This is a genomic window from Acinetobacter guillouiae CIP 63.46, assembly GCF_000368145.1.
GTDB classification, from domain to species: Bacteria; Pseudomonadota; Gammaproteobacteria; order Pseudomonadales; family Moraxellaceae; genus Acinetobacter; species Acinetobacter guillouiae.
In genome coordinates, this window is sequence record NZ_KB849283.1 from 264,177 (window position 1) to 278,960 (window position 14,784).

A 14,784-nucleotide genomic window follows, 5' to 3' on the forward strand; every position below is an offset into this window, starting at 1 on the left:
TTATTAAGGACTTTTCATTATACACATCTATATAGATGAAAGCTGATTGCTTAAAATGAATGTTTTATAAAATATACAATTCAATGATGATTGAACCCATTGTATGATTATTCAATGATATTCAAAGACTAAATCTCAACGAGCGAATCCATTTGAGTGCAAGTTTAGATGTTTCGGAATGGGATCATTTTTTAATCTTTTTATCTGGACTGTACGTAGAATGCCATTATGGTATTTTCTTGCTCAAAGCACTTAAAAATATTCAAATTGATCCGATTGAGAACCGTTATATGGGGCGCTTCGTTGCGTCAAAACATATTGACCATTCGGAATTATTGCAGGATAAAATAGCGCAGTCTGGTTTACATTATCATTTTGAAAAGCAAATATTCGTAATCCCTTTACAAAAGTAACAATGTGGAGCTTTGGGGAAATGAAGATTGTATGGTTTATCAGTTTATATGGTTTAAATGCGGTAAATAGAACGTATCTATTGATTCTATTTACCGATAAAAGGTGATTTAAACAATAATCCTAACGCTTATCTGCCTCAATAAGCAGCAGGGCATGGTAATTCAGAATCCTCAAAATGCTCCATTTTAGCCTGAAGCAATGCCTTGGCTTTTTTAGCTGGAACTTTGTGCTGTCCTAGCATTTCATATTGTTTTAAAAGCGCAGTCACTTCACTGGTTTTTAAAGGAATGCCTTCACAAGTCATAAACATCGCAATAACCTGATGATCTAACTTCGCTTTATCCAGCATTTGCATCGTTTTAATGTTTTCAACACGGACTATATGGTCTTTAAAAATCATGTTGCACCTCATTTTTTGTTGAGTATTTTTATTGTGCGATATACACAACATTAAACAAGCAAGAACTGTGCTCAAAATGTAGTCGCTTTGAAAAAAGTGTAATGTTGTGCATCGAGGTGTTTAATGATTTATCGCGCACCAACGGGTTGGTACAATCCATTACCCTTACCAATATGTGATTGATAGATTGGAATCCATGGTGCGAAGAATATATTTTGTTTCCATTCATTTAGCACATTAAAACCGTTACGTGCAATTGCGATACGATGTTGTACATTGGCCAGATTGGTTGCTGTGAATGGTGCGCGTATAATCAGATAGGGGGTGAAAATTAATTTAAATTTATTGATGCCCACAAAGATATCACCACGTAAGCCTAAATTCTCTAAACTCAGCGAGAGCATAAAATTATTAATTTTAGCAAAATCACGCATTATTGGCTTATCCCACATCGGCTGTAGAATTTTTTCCTGTTCATGAATACTAAAGCTGATAGCTGCATCTGTAGCCAACTTTTTAAATTTTGATGAATAAATACCTGATCTAAGCGCTTCTTCATCTGCGATTTTTTGTAATTGAAACGCTTGTGTCAGGGTTGATCCATAGCCAGTCAGTTGTTGTGCTAACACCAAAGCATCATAGTGTTGATGCATAATACTGAGTCCACCAATATCTGCCATCACATTGGCTTGCCCATTAATTAATTCATTATTGGCTTGGGCAATGGTGGACTGTAATGTCGGTACATTCATCCCTGCAATAATGACACTTTGACCATTGGTGACATTTAAGGGATCTAAAGCATTGGACAATGAGAAGGTTAATGCATACGTAGAACGGACATCATTGGCTACAAAAATACCCAGATTTGGCCAGAAGAATTTTGGATTGTTACGACTGAGTGCATCGTAATACATTAAAATAAAAGCATTAGTTGCAAGTAATATTTTTTGTTGTGACTGGTTGCCATAAGTATTTATAGCAAGCTGCCTAACTGTGGAAAATTGCTGGCGAATTTTGCTTCGGATACTTTCGTACTGTTGAATAGTGGTAGTAATGGATGGGTCGAATAGAAAGGTTTGATTATTGGCAATGTTGTAAAGTTGCTGGTACAGGTTTTTTTCAGATGTGTTGAGGTTACGTTGTGCCATATTGGCATTCATCTTGTATGCAAGTTTTGAGAGCTGTGCTGGGCTCGCTTGAGTGGCATAGCTGGTTGCTGCCATTGTTTGTGTGGCATAAGGTACGACCAAAACAGCTGTAATACCGATGATACATCTCGTTAATATTGCTTTAAATCTGGATATGGTTTTCTTATTCATGGGGAACATCCTGTTAATTTGTTTTTTAGAATTATGCTTATTTTGAATGTGTGCTATTCAAAGGGTATAGGGTCTGCTGATAATTCGTCTATGTTTGCGACTACGTGTGTTTTTTAGGTGATACTAGGCGCGAAATACGAAATTTAGTCATTCTAAATAAGTAGTTCGTAACGACGTAGCGGCAAAAAACACACAAGTCCCCCGCTGCGCCTTGCGCTGCAAACAAAGCAGTGCTTTGTTCTTGCTCAGGGTTGTGGCTAAAATTATCTCAGCCTACGTTATGAAACTCGAAAATAGTCTCGCTATTCTCTTCATTTCCTGCCTTGTCTGCTCAATTTTAACCTACAACGCAAGCCATTTATGAAATGTCAACAGACCCTAGTTATAAATAAGAAAAAATAAATTTAAAATGTGCTTTTAGGACAAGCAGATGAATGGTTTTTCCAGTAAATGATAAAATTATGTGATAAGTAAAATGAATATAGTTTCATTATAAAAATCAGAACAAATCGCCATTGTCATAAAACTGTCATCACGACATTGCATAGTGCAATAAATTTTACATATATTTGACATAAGAGTAGAGCAATATGGCATTTAAATACGGCGTTGCTGCATTAGCTTTAATGCTAAGCGGATCAGTTTTTGCAGCAGTCACCTTATCTGCGCCAGAAGAAATTGTAGTATTGGCGGTGAACGATCAAGAAGTGAATTCAGGTTTAATCCGTAAAAAGAATGAATATAAAGTCGATGCAGGTCAAGTTGCGGTAAGTGTTCGTTATCAACAATATTTTGAACATTTAAATGGTGAACATGATATTTTAAAGTCGGGTGTGGTTACAGTGACTGCGCCAGATTTAAAAGATGGTCAAACTTATAAAATTGCTTTAGTGAATCCGCCTCAGCGTTTTGAAGATGCAAAAAAATATGCAGAACAACCAACGATTGCGATTTATGACAATAAAAACCGTCTCGTGGTGCAACAGACTGGTGTAAATACTGAAGCGAAGCCTTGGTTAGGTTCTGGTTTATTTGGCAAAGTGATTGATTTAACTTCAAGTAAAAAAGCGCCAGTAAATCAACCCGCAGCTGTATATGCAACAACGACAAGCCAATCACCAGCAACAACCTCAGTTGCTAAGACTACTCAAACCGTGAGTGATGCGAATTCAGCAGATCGCCAATTGATTCAAATTTGGCAAAATGCAACTAAGGCGGAACGTCAGAAATTTATGACTTGGTTAGCTGAGCAATAATTTTAAGTACATGTAAACGACCATTTCGATGGTCTTTTTTTGTATCTAACTGAATAATACAATTTTATAAAAGTTAATTTATAGTACTGTGGGGTTTGCAATGCCACATCTTTCCTTGAAAATTTAAATATCTTCGTGTAGGCAATGCCTCACTTTTTAGAGATAAAAAGTGACAAAAATCTTTCGTTTGGCGAGGGGTACATCCTATACCCCCGCCCAACGGCGACATCCATGTCGCCACACGACAGACACACCAGATATGATTAAATAATGCAAAAAGCATAAATGGATTGATTGATATAATCTTCATCATCTTGATGAGTATAAATTATTCTATGGGTAAGACGGAATTGAGTGAGAATAAGGCTTTTCTCTCTATCATTTTTGTTTTATAAAATACTTTGCTCAGCCTTAAAATGATAGAAATAAAACTTGATAAAATATCAGCTTAATTTTAGAACAGCACGAATATCTGATATTACAAATTTAGTTGATTTGATTAATTCTGCTTATCGACAACAAGACGGTCGTAGTTGGACGAGTGAATCAGAGATTGTCACGGGTGATCGAATCAATACCGAGCAATTAGAACAAGCATTGGCTCAAGATAATTTTCAGTTATTTGTTGCTGAATTGGATGAGCACATTGTGGCATGTATTGGTCTGACTTTTATCCAGTATGATGTGGAAATCGGCACATTTTGTATTGCAGCTCAATTACAAAATCAAGGTATTGGCAAATATGTTTTAGATTTTGCTGAACAGTATGTGCATGGCAAGGTTCTATCCAACCATTGTCATTTTACGCATTTCGTTATGTGGGTTTTAAGTGTACGTCATGAATTGATTGCTTATTATCAGCGCCGTGGCTATATACGAACAGGAAGAGTGGAGGATTATCCTTTAAATGCAAATGTAGGCATACCTATTGTAGATTTGCATTTAATCGAAATGAGAAAGAGTGTCGCGAGTAAAGCTTCATCCAATTAAAATAAAACCCTGAATAAATCAGGGTCTTATTTTTTCAAATATAGGACTTAGCTAAAGAACCAAGTGTAATAGCCCCATAGCATGAGTGGCCATGCGACATAGGGACTAAATAACCATTTCCATAACCAAAACTGTGGTAGAAATCCTACCCCATGTATAAAGCCACCTGAAATACCAATCATCACCATCATGAGCGCACTATGGTTATAGTGACCATTGGCATCAAGCATGGCGCCAGGGTGAATCAACAATACCGCAGCAAGAGGCAATGCCATCAAAAACGAAATGGCCATTGCAAACTTATTCGGCTTTCTTTGTTTTGTTGTCATTGCGATCTCTGTCATGGTTTATTCCTCATCCAAATCTTGATGATGTTCAATATAGAGTGCACTTAACACACCTGCAAAACACGCCATCAAGATCCCAAGAATCCAAGCGAAATACCACATAAATATTCTCCTATTTGCTTAGACACAGCCTTAGTACAGGCTGTGTGAGTTATCTTGAACATGTTTGTTGGTGATAACGCCCCACATTTTGTAATAACACCATGTGGTATAGATTAAAATAATTGGCACAAATATAGAAGCAACCACAGTCATTACTGTCAATGTATTCTTACTCGAAACCGCATCCCACATTGTTAAACTTACAGTTGGGTTGATACTTGATGGCATTAAGAATGGGAACAGTGCAAAACCAGCAGTTAAAATTGAACCAGTCACCGCTAAGGTAGAACCTGTAAAGCTCACGCCAGCTTTGTTTTTACCAGCACCAAAGATAATCAGGATTGCGCCAAGGATTGCAGAAATAGGTGCAAGCATTGTGATTGGGTAGATTGAATAGTTATTCATCCAACCATGGTTACCTGTTGTTAATACTTCTTTCGCAAGCGGATTGGCAACAGCATTGGTATTAAATGGCTGTACCAAAGTATATCCTTCGATGCCACCAAAATATAACCAAGCACCCACGCCCAAGAAGGTAACTAAGAAGAGTATACCCATCAATTGCGTTGCTTTAGCAGAACGTTGACGTAATACACCATCTGTACGTAGCATTAACCATGCGCCACCATGTGCACACAGCATCGACAAGCTTACTATACCGCAAACCAATGCAAATGGATTAAGCAGGGCAAAGAAGCTACCTGTATAAGTTGAACGTACAGTCTCATCTAAAGTAAACGGTACACCTAAGAACATATTACCAAATGCAACACCGAAAACTAGCGCAGGTACAGCACCGCCGATACATAGGCCCCAATCCCAGGAATTGCGCCATTGGGTATTTTGCAGTTTAGAGCGATAGTCAAAGCCAACAGGTCTCAGGAAGAGTGCAAATAAGACCAGCAACAGCGCCCAATACATACCGGAAAAAGCCGTTGCATAAACCATAGGCCAAGCAGCAAATAGTGCGCCACCCGCAGTCACGAACCAAACTTGGTTACCTTCCCAATGCGGTGCAATGGTATTGATTGCTGCACGGCGTTCATCATCAGTTTTACCTACAAATGGCATCAGTGCCATTGAGCCCATATCGAAACCATCTGTGAGGGCAAAGCCAATCAGTAGAACACCGACTAAAACCCACCAGATAATTTTGAGAAGTTCATATTCGATCATGATTGATTCTCCCCAGTTTGAGCTTGCTGAGCTTCAAGTTTCTCGAAGTGATATTTACCTGTATGTAAAGAGCTTGGTCCTAAGCGTGAGAATTTGATCATTAAATACATTTCAATAATCAATAACACAGTATAGAACGCGGCTAATGCAATGATTGATCCCCATACATCGCCAGTGCTTAAACTTGAGGCAGAGAGATGTGTAGGCAACACTTCACCAATGGTCCACGGTTGACGACCACCTTCTGCTACATACCAACCTGTTTGTGCTGCAATCCAAGGTAAAGGTAGTGCAAACAATGCAAATTTAAGTAACCATGGTTTATTTTCTGCATTGCGTTTTGCCACAGCAAATGTTGCAAGAATAAACAGGAGTAGCATTAAGAAACCAGAAGCGACCATTGCACGGAAAGAGAAGAACAATGCGGTTACATTTGGAATGGTATCTTTTGTTGCTGCTTGAATATGTGCTTCAGAAGCATCTGTTACATTTTCAGTATATTTTTTAAGAAGTAAGCCATAACCTAAATCTTTTTGGTTTTCTTTGAACGATGCCATAAGTTCAGGTGAGCGGTCACCAGCACGAAGTTTTTCAAGTTCGCTATATGCCACCATACCATTACGGATACGGGCCTCATGTTGAACCATCAAATCTTTAAGCCCAGTGACTTCTTTATCGAGTGAACGTGTGGCAATAATACCCATCGCATACGGGATTTTTATGGCATAGTCAGTACGTTGTTCTTCCTGATTTGGAATACCAAATAAAGTAAATGGCGCAGGTGCAGGATGTGTTTCCCACTCAGACTCAATTGCAGCCAACTTGGTTTTTTGAACATCACCAAGCTCATAACCAGATTCATCACCCAATAAGATGACTGAAAGTGTAGACGCTAAACCAAAGATTGCAGCGATGGCGAAAGAGCGACGCGCAAATGGTAAATCACGTTTTTTCAATAAGTAATAACTTGAAATGGCGAGAACAAAGATTGCACCAGTCACATAACCTGCAGACACCGTGTGAACAAATTTCACTTGAGCAACTGGGTTAAAAATCAAAGCACCAAAGTCGACAAGTTCCATACGCATGGTTTCAAAATTAAATTCTGAACCGACAGGATTTTGCATCCAACCATTAGCAACTAAAATCCATAATGCGGATAAATTCGAACCCAGCGCAACTAACCACGTCACACTTAAATGTTGAACTTTTGAAAGGCGATCCCAGCCAAAGAAGAATAAACCAATAAAAGTTGATTCTAGAAAGAATGCCATCAATCCTTCAATGGCAAGTGGCGCACCAAAAATATCACCCACATAGTGAGAGTAGTACGCCCAGTTTGTACCGAACTGGAATTCCATGGTCAGACCAGTGGTTACACCTAAAGCAAAGTTAATACCAAAAAGTTTGCCCCAGAATTTGGTCATGTCTTTATAAATTTCTTTACCAGAAATCACATAAGTGGTTTCCATAATGGCAAGAATAAAAGCCAGACCTAGAGTAAGTGGTACAAATATAAAGTGATACATCGCGGTCATTGCAAATTGGAACCGCGAAAGATCGACCACGCTTTCAGAAATCATCAACGTGTCTCCTTGATTTGGGAAGGACTGCCAGCAATACGCTCAGCAACTTGGTTATCAAAATCTTTAGGAATAGTCGGCGCATCAAACCAGATATGTTTGATCGTCATTAAAAGGGCAATCTTAATTATTAATATGACTGCAATTTCTCTGACAAGCCGACGGTTTAAATCGTTAGGTTTTAAGCTCATGCGTTAAGCCTATTATTTAAATATGCTTATATTATTAAACAAAACGCAACAAGAAATAAATAGATAAAACAGTTAAAATAAAAATATATTATTAAATTTAAATTAAACAATGACTTAAAAAATTGTGTTGTTAAAAAATATACTAATTTTTATTGATTTTAAAGTTGATTAAAACACTTGTAATTAATAAAAATAAAACCTAGTAAAATAGTATTGTTTAGATTTTATTAAACCAACCAAATTGGTTTGAATTAAATTTGGTGAAAAATTATTCCGATTAAAACGGTTGGTTTTAAAGCTCAGTTAATTGTTATTTAAAATATGTTAATCAATGGATCTCTTTCATAAACAAAAAAAATGATCGTGTTGACTGAATCGCATTGGTCTTGAAAGTTACTTTTTCTTTTTGAGAGAAGGTTAGGATGAGAGGTGTTTATGTTGATTTATGGTTTTAAAAAGGATTGATGAAAGAAGCTTAATCATTGCTGACTAAAAATTTATTGAATGACTTTCATCTACTCGAATATTTTTATGTAGTATTTAAATTTTGCTATAGATCTCTGAAAGAATTGATCATGAATTGCCGTTTTTGATTTGAAGGGCGCGTTAAATTTTGTTTATTTTTTCGATGTAAAACTATGACTTCATTATGTTTTATGGAAGTAACTAAGTTTAAAAATACAATGAGTCATTGAGCCTATGCGTTACACAAACGAAGGTTGAGTTGAAAGAAGACATTGGAAATTAATGTTGTAAATTAATACTGATCTGAACTAAATAGATGATTTGAGGTCGAAATTTTCTTGGCAATATAATGTGATTTTCTAAAACGTATTAAGATGATTTGCGATTGAAATTCTAATTCACCAAATTCTGGTTCGACTTGGATATAGTGCAGTTGTCCATTTTCATCACGGACCCGTGCTTGAGCTGAAAACCCTGGTCGTGCATTACCACTAGAGACTGTGGCCAGTCGTCCAAGCAAGTCAACTTGATTCAATGCAACTTTAGGTTTTATCACCTGATCCAAACAATGAATCATAAACACGGTAAAGAAGATTGCAATCACCAATGCGGGTAAAACCACATAATACCAAGCGGCAAATACTTGTTTGCTTGCAAAGATAGAGAGCTGTAAAAAATAGCCTGCAAAACTAAAATTTAATAATAAAAAAACGAAAATAAGTACTTTAGAAAATTTGACTTGTAACAGAGGCGACTCAATGAGCCAATCTGGTGAAATTTTTTTCAGAAAGGTACTTGGCCGTAAGCCAATATAGTAGCCAAAAGTTTCTGCCATACTCAGCAGAATTAAAGCCAAGACACTGAGGTGAAAGGGCATTAATTCATGTTCAAATAAGAATCCAAGCATGGCAGTTTCCAACCTTATTCGTCCTCGATGTAAATACCACCATCTGAATGGACTGAAATATTTACTTTTTCAAGTTTATCACCCAGACATGGTCCTGAAATACATTCACCTGTTTCAACTTCAAACAAAGCACCATGCGTAGAGCATTGAATATATTCGCCGTCTTGGTCTAAAAACTGATTTTCAAGAAATTCTAGTTCAGTTTGTAGGTGAGGGCAGACATTTTGGTAGGCATAAAATGCACCATCACGTTGAGTGATAAAAATGGTGTCGCCAGTCATTGTGTCAAACGCACGTGCCTTACGCTCTTCAATTTCATCGGTCATTGCAATTTTTTCAGACATTTATGCACATTCCTTTTTGAACGTTTCGAGTAGATCTGCGTATTCTGCAACGTCTAGGCGTGGTCCAAACTTAGACACCACTTCACTTGAAATAAGAATAGCAAGTTGTGCCGCAGTTTGTAAATTTTCACCATTATTTAAAGCATATAAGAAAGCACCTGAGAATGCATCACCAGCACCATTTGCATCTACTGCATTTACTTTACGACCTTGAGCATAAAAATGCTGTTTTTGATCTGCGACTAATGCACCTTTTTCACTTAGTGTAATCACCACATCAGTACTTAGTGTTTTTAATTTATTCAGCGCAGCTTCAACAGAGTCAGTTTCTGTATACATCATGGCTTCTTGTTCATTACAGAAAATTAGATCCACACCATCATCGATTAGTTCATTTAGACCTTGACGTGCATATTGCACCATTGCCGGGTCAGATAGGGTCAATGCGATTTTAACCTTGTGATCACGGGCAATTTGACGTGCTTGTTTTACGGCTGCGCGTGCTGAATCACTTGTAGACAAGTAACCTTCGATATATAACCATTGCGCTGTTTTTAAAGGTTCAAAATCCATTTGTAGATCTGAAAGTTCTGCAGTAATGCCGAGATAAGTTTGCATCGTACGTTCTGAATCTTCACTGACCAGAACCATACATGTACCCGTAACACCTTCACTGATCGATTTTTTCGAAGTTTTGATGCCTGCTTCATTTAAGCCGTCGAGATAAATTGTGCCTAGATCATCATTTCCAACACGGCATGCATAAAATGCTGAAGAACCTAATGCACTGAATGCCACTGTGGTATTGGCGGCTGAACCGCCAGATGCTTGACCTTTATAATTTTGGCTGGCTTTTAAATTATTGTATAGCTGAGTTTGGGACTCACCATCTGCGAGTTGCATGGTGCCTTTTTGCAAATTTTGTTCAGCTAAAAAGAGATCTGATACTTTAAATTCTTGGTCAATGAGCGCGTTACCAATTGCAAAAAGGTCAACTATAGCCATGTTCTTCATCACATCAATGTTAAAAATATAAAGTTTACACGAATGCTCAGCTTTACAGTAGTTTGTTGAAAAAATTTCAATTACATTTGTCAAATATGGTTTGTTGGAATTTTATAACTTGATGGTGTGCTGAACAAAACCTGTTTTTGAGATGATTATTACGTAATTTAAGCCATTGTGTTGATCAGTGTGCGTGATTAAATTAGATTGTTTCACGGTGATTGATTGAGATCGCTGGGGTAGGTTTTGTTTAGAAATAAACATAGGCATAAAGTTAAAACTGTCTACAGACCCTAAATATATTGGAGGTTGAGTGAATATTTTAATTCAACAGGTAGATCAATTGCCTGCGCAAATTCAAGATTTAGCCGTAGTTGCTGAAAAAGAAGGGTTTCATTTTATTCAACGTTTGGTTGATGAATTTCAGCAAGGCACCAATAAATTTAATCGACATGGTGAATTTTTATTGGTTGCGTTTGATGGAGATAAACTGGTTGCATGCGGTGGTTTAAATATTCAAATCAGTGAAGATGGTGATACAAAGCAGAACCCTGAAACTCAGCATAAAATTGGTCGGGTACGTCGTTTCTATGTATTGCCTGAATACCGAAAAACTGGATTGGGTAAAAGTTTATTGCTCGAACTTGAAAAAAGAGCAAAATCTAATTTTTCTGCCTTGTGCTTAAGTAGTGAAAAAGATGCAGCGCCATTTTATCAAAAGCAAAATTATGTTTTTGTCTCAAATCACCCAAATTATAATTACTTTAAATATTTAATTTAGTGAATTTGGAAATCCCTTGGCCTATAGCGCTTAACTTTGAGTAGCAGCATAATTCGATCAAGGGGCTGCTGGTTTATAGCTATAGGCTTTAAGATACTTTTTATTCTTGGAGATGAATCCATGTTGATCTCCAAAAATTTTTCTTGGTAAACATACTATAAATAGCCTAAGCAATTCTTTTCTATAAAAAGCTCTTAATACAGATAACACTTGTTTAATCATTTTCAGGGAAAGCCTATTTAGATTGGTTCACAATCTTTACTCATTATCAGAATACATAGAAAACATTAGCCTAAAAAGGCTCGAAGCATCACTAATTAAAATATTGAGTTAAAAAAGTTAAGTTTTACAGTGATGATAGAATCTTTTGATCATCACTTTTTTATTTATCTCATTGCTGATTCTTGATATTTGAACAGCAAGTCGCGATGAATCCTGATTGATTTACTAAGAATTAGTGTTAGGAATGAATCGCATTTATTAAAGTTTCGGTTATACTTAAACGTATAGATAAACATTTAATATTGGAGATCGCATGACTGTAGATGTCACTGAAACCTTATCTCAAACTGTTCATCCTGCGTTTCAGCTGGTACGTCAACACCATGTAGAAGCTTTAGACATTTTAGTGTCTGAATATAAACATAAAGTGACTGGTGCAATGCACTACCATTTAGCAACTGATCACGACGAAAATGTGTTCCTTGTTGCTTTCCGTACTCAACCAATGGATTCCAAAGGTGAGGCACATATTCTTGAACATACAGCATTGTGTGGTTCAGAGAAATTCCCAGTACGTGATCCATTCTTTTTGATGATTCGTCGTTCATTAAATACTTTTATGAATGCGTTTACAGCAGCTGATTGGACCGCTTATCCATTTGCAACCCAAAATAAAAAGGATTTCCAAAACCTTTTGGAAGTCTATTTGGACGCGGCTTTTGCGGCCAATTTAAATCCATTGGATTTTGCTCAAGAAGGTATTCGTATTGAGCTGGAAAATGGTGAGCCTGTTTATAAAGGCGTGGTATTTAATGAAATGAAAGGGGCAATGAGTTCACCGTCAGATCAGCTTTATCATCAGCTTGCGCATCATTTGTTCCCGAAAACAACCTATCATTATAATTCTGGTGGTGATCCGAAGGATATTCCTGACCTAACTTATGATGAGTTAGTGGCGTTTTACAAATCACATTATCATCCGAGTAATGCAGTATTTATGACTTTTGGTGATGAGCCTGCTTATAAACTGCAAGAACAATTTGAAAAGTTGGCGCTGTCTAAATTCAGCAAAGGTGAAACGATTTACTCTAAAGAAGAGCAAAGACTAACAGCTCCGATTGAAGTACAAGAAACCTATGCTGTTGATGCAGAAGATTTAACAGACAAGACCTATCATATTTTGTCTTGGTTATTGCCAAAAACCAGTGATGTTAAACTTCGCCTGGGTATGCGTTTGGTTGAAGGGATTCTTTTAGAAAACTCTGCTTCGCCGTTGCGCCATTATTTAGAAACATGTGGTTATGCACAGTCTACAGGTCCAATCATGGGTGTAGATGATTCTAACTATGAAATGACGTTCTATTGTGGAGTTCAAGGTTCAAATCCTGAGCATACTGAAGAATTTAAAAATGGCGTGCTTAATATTCTTCAAGATGTTGCGTCTAAGCCTATCGATAAAGACATGGTTGATGCAATTTTGCATCAAATTGAATTACATCAACGTGAAATCAGTGGTGATGGTACGCCGTATGGTTTAACACTGATCCTCAATGGTTTGGGCAATGCAATTCATCATAATGATCCAATCCATGCTTGGGATGTAGATACTGCCATTGCAGAAGTAAAAGAAGAACTCAAAGATCCGATGTGGTTATCTAACTTGATTCAAGTTCATTTATTGGATAACCCGCATCGTGTACAAATGACTTTAGTTCCAGATGCAAATAAATCTGCTCAAGAAGCAGAAGATGAAAAAGCACGATTGGCGAAAATTGGTGAGGCTTTGTCAGAAGCAGATAAAGCTGAAATTATCGCACAAACTGAAGCTTTAAAAATTCGTCAAGAAACTCCAGATGATTTGAGCTTATTGCCTAAAGTCGGTTTGGAAGACATTCCAGCTGAATTGGCCATTGTTCAAGGTCAATTGCGTGAAGTGATTTGCAATGGGGTAGATACACCATTAAATCTGTACCATGCAGGTACAAATGGAATTTACTACCAACAAGTATTGATTCAAATACCAGATCAAATTGTAAAATCGCCTTATTTTAACTTACTGTCTGTTCTCATGGGAGAAGTCGGTGCGGGCGAATATGATTATCTTGAACTTCAACAGTTACAGACGGCAGTCAGTGGCGGTTTGGGAATGGGCGCTTCACTTCGTTCTAAAACCGATGACAAAGGTCAAATTAGTGCATGGTTGACCTTAACAACCAAATCTTTAACGGATAAGTTTGATGCAATTCAGTTGCTTAAATTGGCTTTTGAGCAACTACGTTTTGATGAAAAAGATCGTATTATCGAACTTTTACAACAACGTAAAACACGTTGGGCTTCTCGTTTATCGGGTTCTGGACATAGTTATGCCATGCAAATTGCCTCACGTCATATGAGTGCGTTGGCAAAACGCGATTATGACAATACAGGCCTGGGCGCATTGAATTGGCTAGGTGATTTGATCGCAAAAATTGAAAAAGATGATGCGGCATATGATGCGTTTATAGATGAGTTAAAATCAATTCATAAGGGCTTAATGCTTGCACCAAAACAATTTTTATTGGTGTGTGAAGAGCATCATTCAGAGCGTTTAGTTGAAGAAGTGCAAACGGTTTGGGATAAAGTTGCAGTTGATCAATCTCCTGTCTATTTAACGCAAGTGGCTATGGATGAGAGCAATGCAGATCAAGCTTGGTTAATTCAAGCCAATGTTCAATTTTGTGCTTCTGCTTACCAAGCTGTAGATGTTGCCCATCCAGATGCAGCGCCGTTGATGGTGCTTGCAGGCTATTTACGCAATGGTTTCCTACATAGTGCTATTCGTGAAAAGGGTGGTGCATATGGTGGGGGCGCAAGTTATGATGGCAATGCTTGTTCGTTCCGATTCTATAGTTATCGTGATCCACGCCTTGCAGAAACTTTCCAAGACTTTGAAGCAAGTTTAGATTGGTTGTTAAACAAAGAGCAGCATGATTATCAGCTTGAAGAAGCTATTCTCGGTCTGGTTTCCAGTATGGATAAACCTGGTTCACCAGCAGGTGAAGCCATTACTGCATGCTATGCATTGCTTCATGGACGCACACCTGCGTTTAGAAAGCAATTACGCGAGCGCTTATTAAACGTTACTATTGACGACCTTAAGCGTGTCACACAAACTTATTTACTTGAGCAAAAGCCTGTAAGAGCTGTAGTCGCTCCAGTTGCCAAAAAAGAAGTGTTGGAACAATTAGGTTTTGAAATTAAGAAAGTAAATTAACCCTATAAATTCTTTCTGGAGAATTC

The 14,784-nt window shown here is 37.4% G+C and carries 15 protein-coding genes; 5 read left to right on the plus strand and 10 right to left on the minus strand.

Annotated features, from left to right (window positions below; translation table 11 throughout):
- The first annotated feature begins 152 nt into the window (after positions 1 to 152).
- On the plus strand, positions 153 to 413 hold the full coding sequence (locus tag F981_RS06280; RefSeq protein ID WP_004719665.1) for a DUF6678 family protein: 261 nt from the start codon (positions 153 to 155) through the stop codon (positions 411 to 413).
- 137 nt (positions 414 to 550) lie between these two features.
- Here F981_RS06280 and F981_RS06285 read toward each other — a convergent pair whose 3' ends face one another.
- Positions 551 to 814, minus strand: coding sequence for a hypothetical protein (locus tag F981_RS06285; protein ID WP_004719666.1), 264 nt, complete (start codon positions 812 to 814; stop codon positions 551 to 553).
- A 128-nt stretch (positions 815 to 942) separates the two neighbouring features.
- Positions 943 to 2,136, minus strand: a complete 1,194-nt coding sequence (locus F981_RS06290; protein WP_004719668.1) for a hypothetical protein — start codon at positions 2,134 to 2,136, stop codon at positions 943 to 945.
- A gap of 590 nt (positions 2,137 to 2,726) precedes the next feature.
- Between F981_RS06290 and F981_RS06295 the strand changes: the two genes are divergently transcribed.
- Positions 2,727 to 3,392: a DUF2057 domain-containing protein gene (locus F981_RS06295; protein ID WP_004719670.1), complete on the plus strand. Its 666-nt coding sequence runs from the start codon at positions 2,727 to 2,729 to the stop codon at positions 3,390 to 3,392.
- Positions 3,393 to 3,824: 432 nt separating this feature from the next.
- Entirely contained in the window at positions 3,825 to 4,382 is a 558-nt protein-coding gene (locus F981_RS06300; protein ID WP_004719671.1) for a GNAT family N-acetyltransferase, read from the plus strand.
- Between the two features lie 47 nt (positions 4,383 to 4,429).
- On the opposite strand, the gene F981_RS06305 is transcribed toward F981_RS06300, so the two are convergent.
- The 8 genes from F981_RS06305 to F981_RS06340 all read right to left on the minus strand — a co-directional run bounded on the left by F981_RS06305 (position 4,430) and on the right by F981_RS06340 (position 10,502).
- Complete coding sequence (locus F981_RS06305) at positions 4,430 to 4,726, minus strand: cyd operon YbgE family protein (protein ID WP_004719673.1); 297 nt, start codon at positions 4,724 to 4,726, stop codon at positions 4,430 to 4,432.
- Positions 4,727 to 4,729: 3 nt separating this feature from the next.
- On the minus strand, positions 4,730 to 4,831 hold the full coding sequence (gene cydX / locus F981_RS23230; protein ID WP_002120988.1) for a cytochrome bd-I oxidase subunit CydX: 102 nt from the start codon (positions 4,829 to 4,831) through the stop codon (positions 4,730 to 4,732).
- A 30-nt stretch (positions 4,832 to 4,861) separates the two neighbouring features.
- A complete protein-coding gene (gene cydB / locus F981_RS06315) occupies positions 4,862 to 6,007 on the minus strand; it encodes a cytochrome d ubiquinol oxidase subunit II (RefSeq protein ID WP_004719675.1) in 1,146 nt (381 codons plus the stop codon).
- The gene (locus F981_RS06320) at positions 6,004 to 7,590 is read right to left on the minus strand and encodes a cytochrome ubiquinol oxidase subunit I (protein WP_004719676.1); all 1,587 of its coding nucleotides are present in this window, start codon (positions 7,588 to 7,590) and stop codon (positions 6,004 to 6,006) included. Before F981_RS06320 ends, cydB begins: the two co-directional genes overlap by 4 nt.
- Complete coding sequence (gene cydP / locus F981_RS06325; protein WP_004719678.1) at positions 7,590 to 7,781, minus strand: cytochrome oxidase putative small subunit CydP; 192 nt, start codon at positions 7,779 to 7,781, stop codon at positions 7,590 to 7,592. The genes F981_RS06320 and cydP overlap by 1 nt, the downstream gene beginning before the upstream one ends.
- Before the next feature lie 757 nt (positions 7,782 to 8,538).
- Positions 8,539 to 9,153, minus strand: a complete 615-nt coding sequence (locus F981_RS06330; RefSeq protein ID WP_004719680.1) for an OB-fold-containig protein — start codon at positions 9,151 to 9,153, stop codon at positions 8,539 to 8,541.
- A 14-nt stretch (positions 9,154 to 9,167) separates the two neighbouring features.
- The gene (locus tag F981_RS06335; RefSeq protein WP_162242519.1) at positions 9,168 to 9,479 is read right to left on the minus strand and encodes a Rieske (2Fe-2S) protein; all 312 of its coding nucleotides are present in this window, start codon (positions 9,477 to 9,479) and stop codon (positions 9,168 to 9,170) included.
- An 18-nt stretch (positions 9,480 to 9,497) separates the two neighbouring features.
- Positions 9,498 to 10,502 (minus strand): adenosine kinase, encoded by a 1,005-nt coding sequence (locus F981_RS06340; protein ID WP_004719683.1) that lies wholly within the window; start codon positions 10,500 to 10,502, stop codon positions 9,498 to 9,500.
- Between the two features lie 313 nt (positions 10,503 to 10,815).
- Between F981_RS06340 and F981_RS06345 the strand changes: the two genes are divergently transcribed.
- Positions 10,816 to 11,283, plus strand: coding sequence for a GNAT family N-acetyltransferase (locus F981_RS06345; RefSeq protein WP_004719686.1), 468 nt, complete (start codon positions 10,816 to 10,818; stop codon positions 11,281 to 11,283).
- 535 nt (positions 11,284 to 11,818) lie between these two features.
- The gene (locus F981_RS06350) at positions 11,819 to 14,758 is read left to right on the plus strand and encodes an insulinase family protein (protein ID WP_004719688.1); all 2,940 of its coding nucleotides are present in this window, start codon (positions 11,819 to 11,821) and stop codon (positions 14,756 to 14,758) included.
- The last annotated feature ends 26 nt before the right edge of the window (positions 14,759 to 14,784 follow it).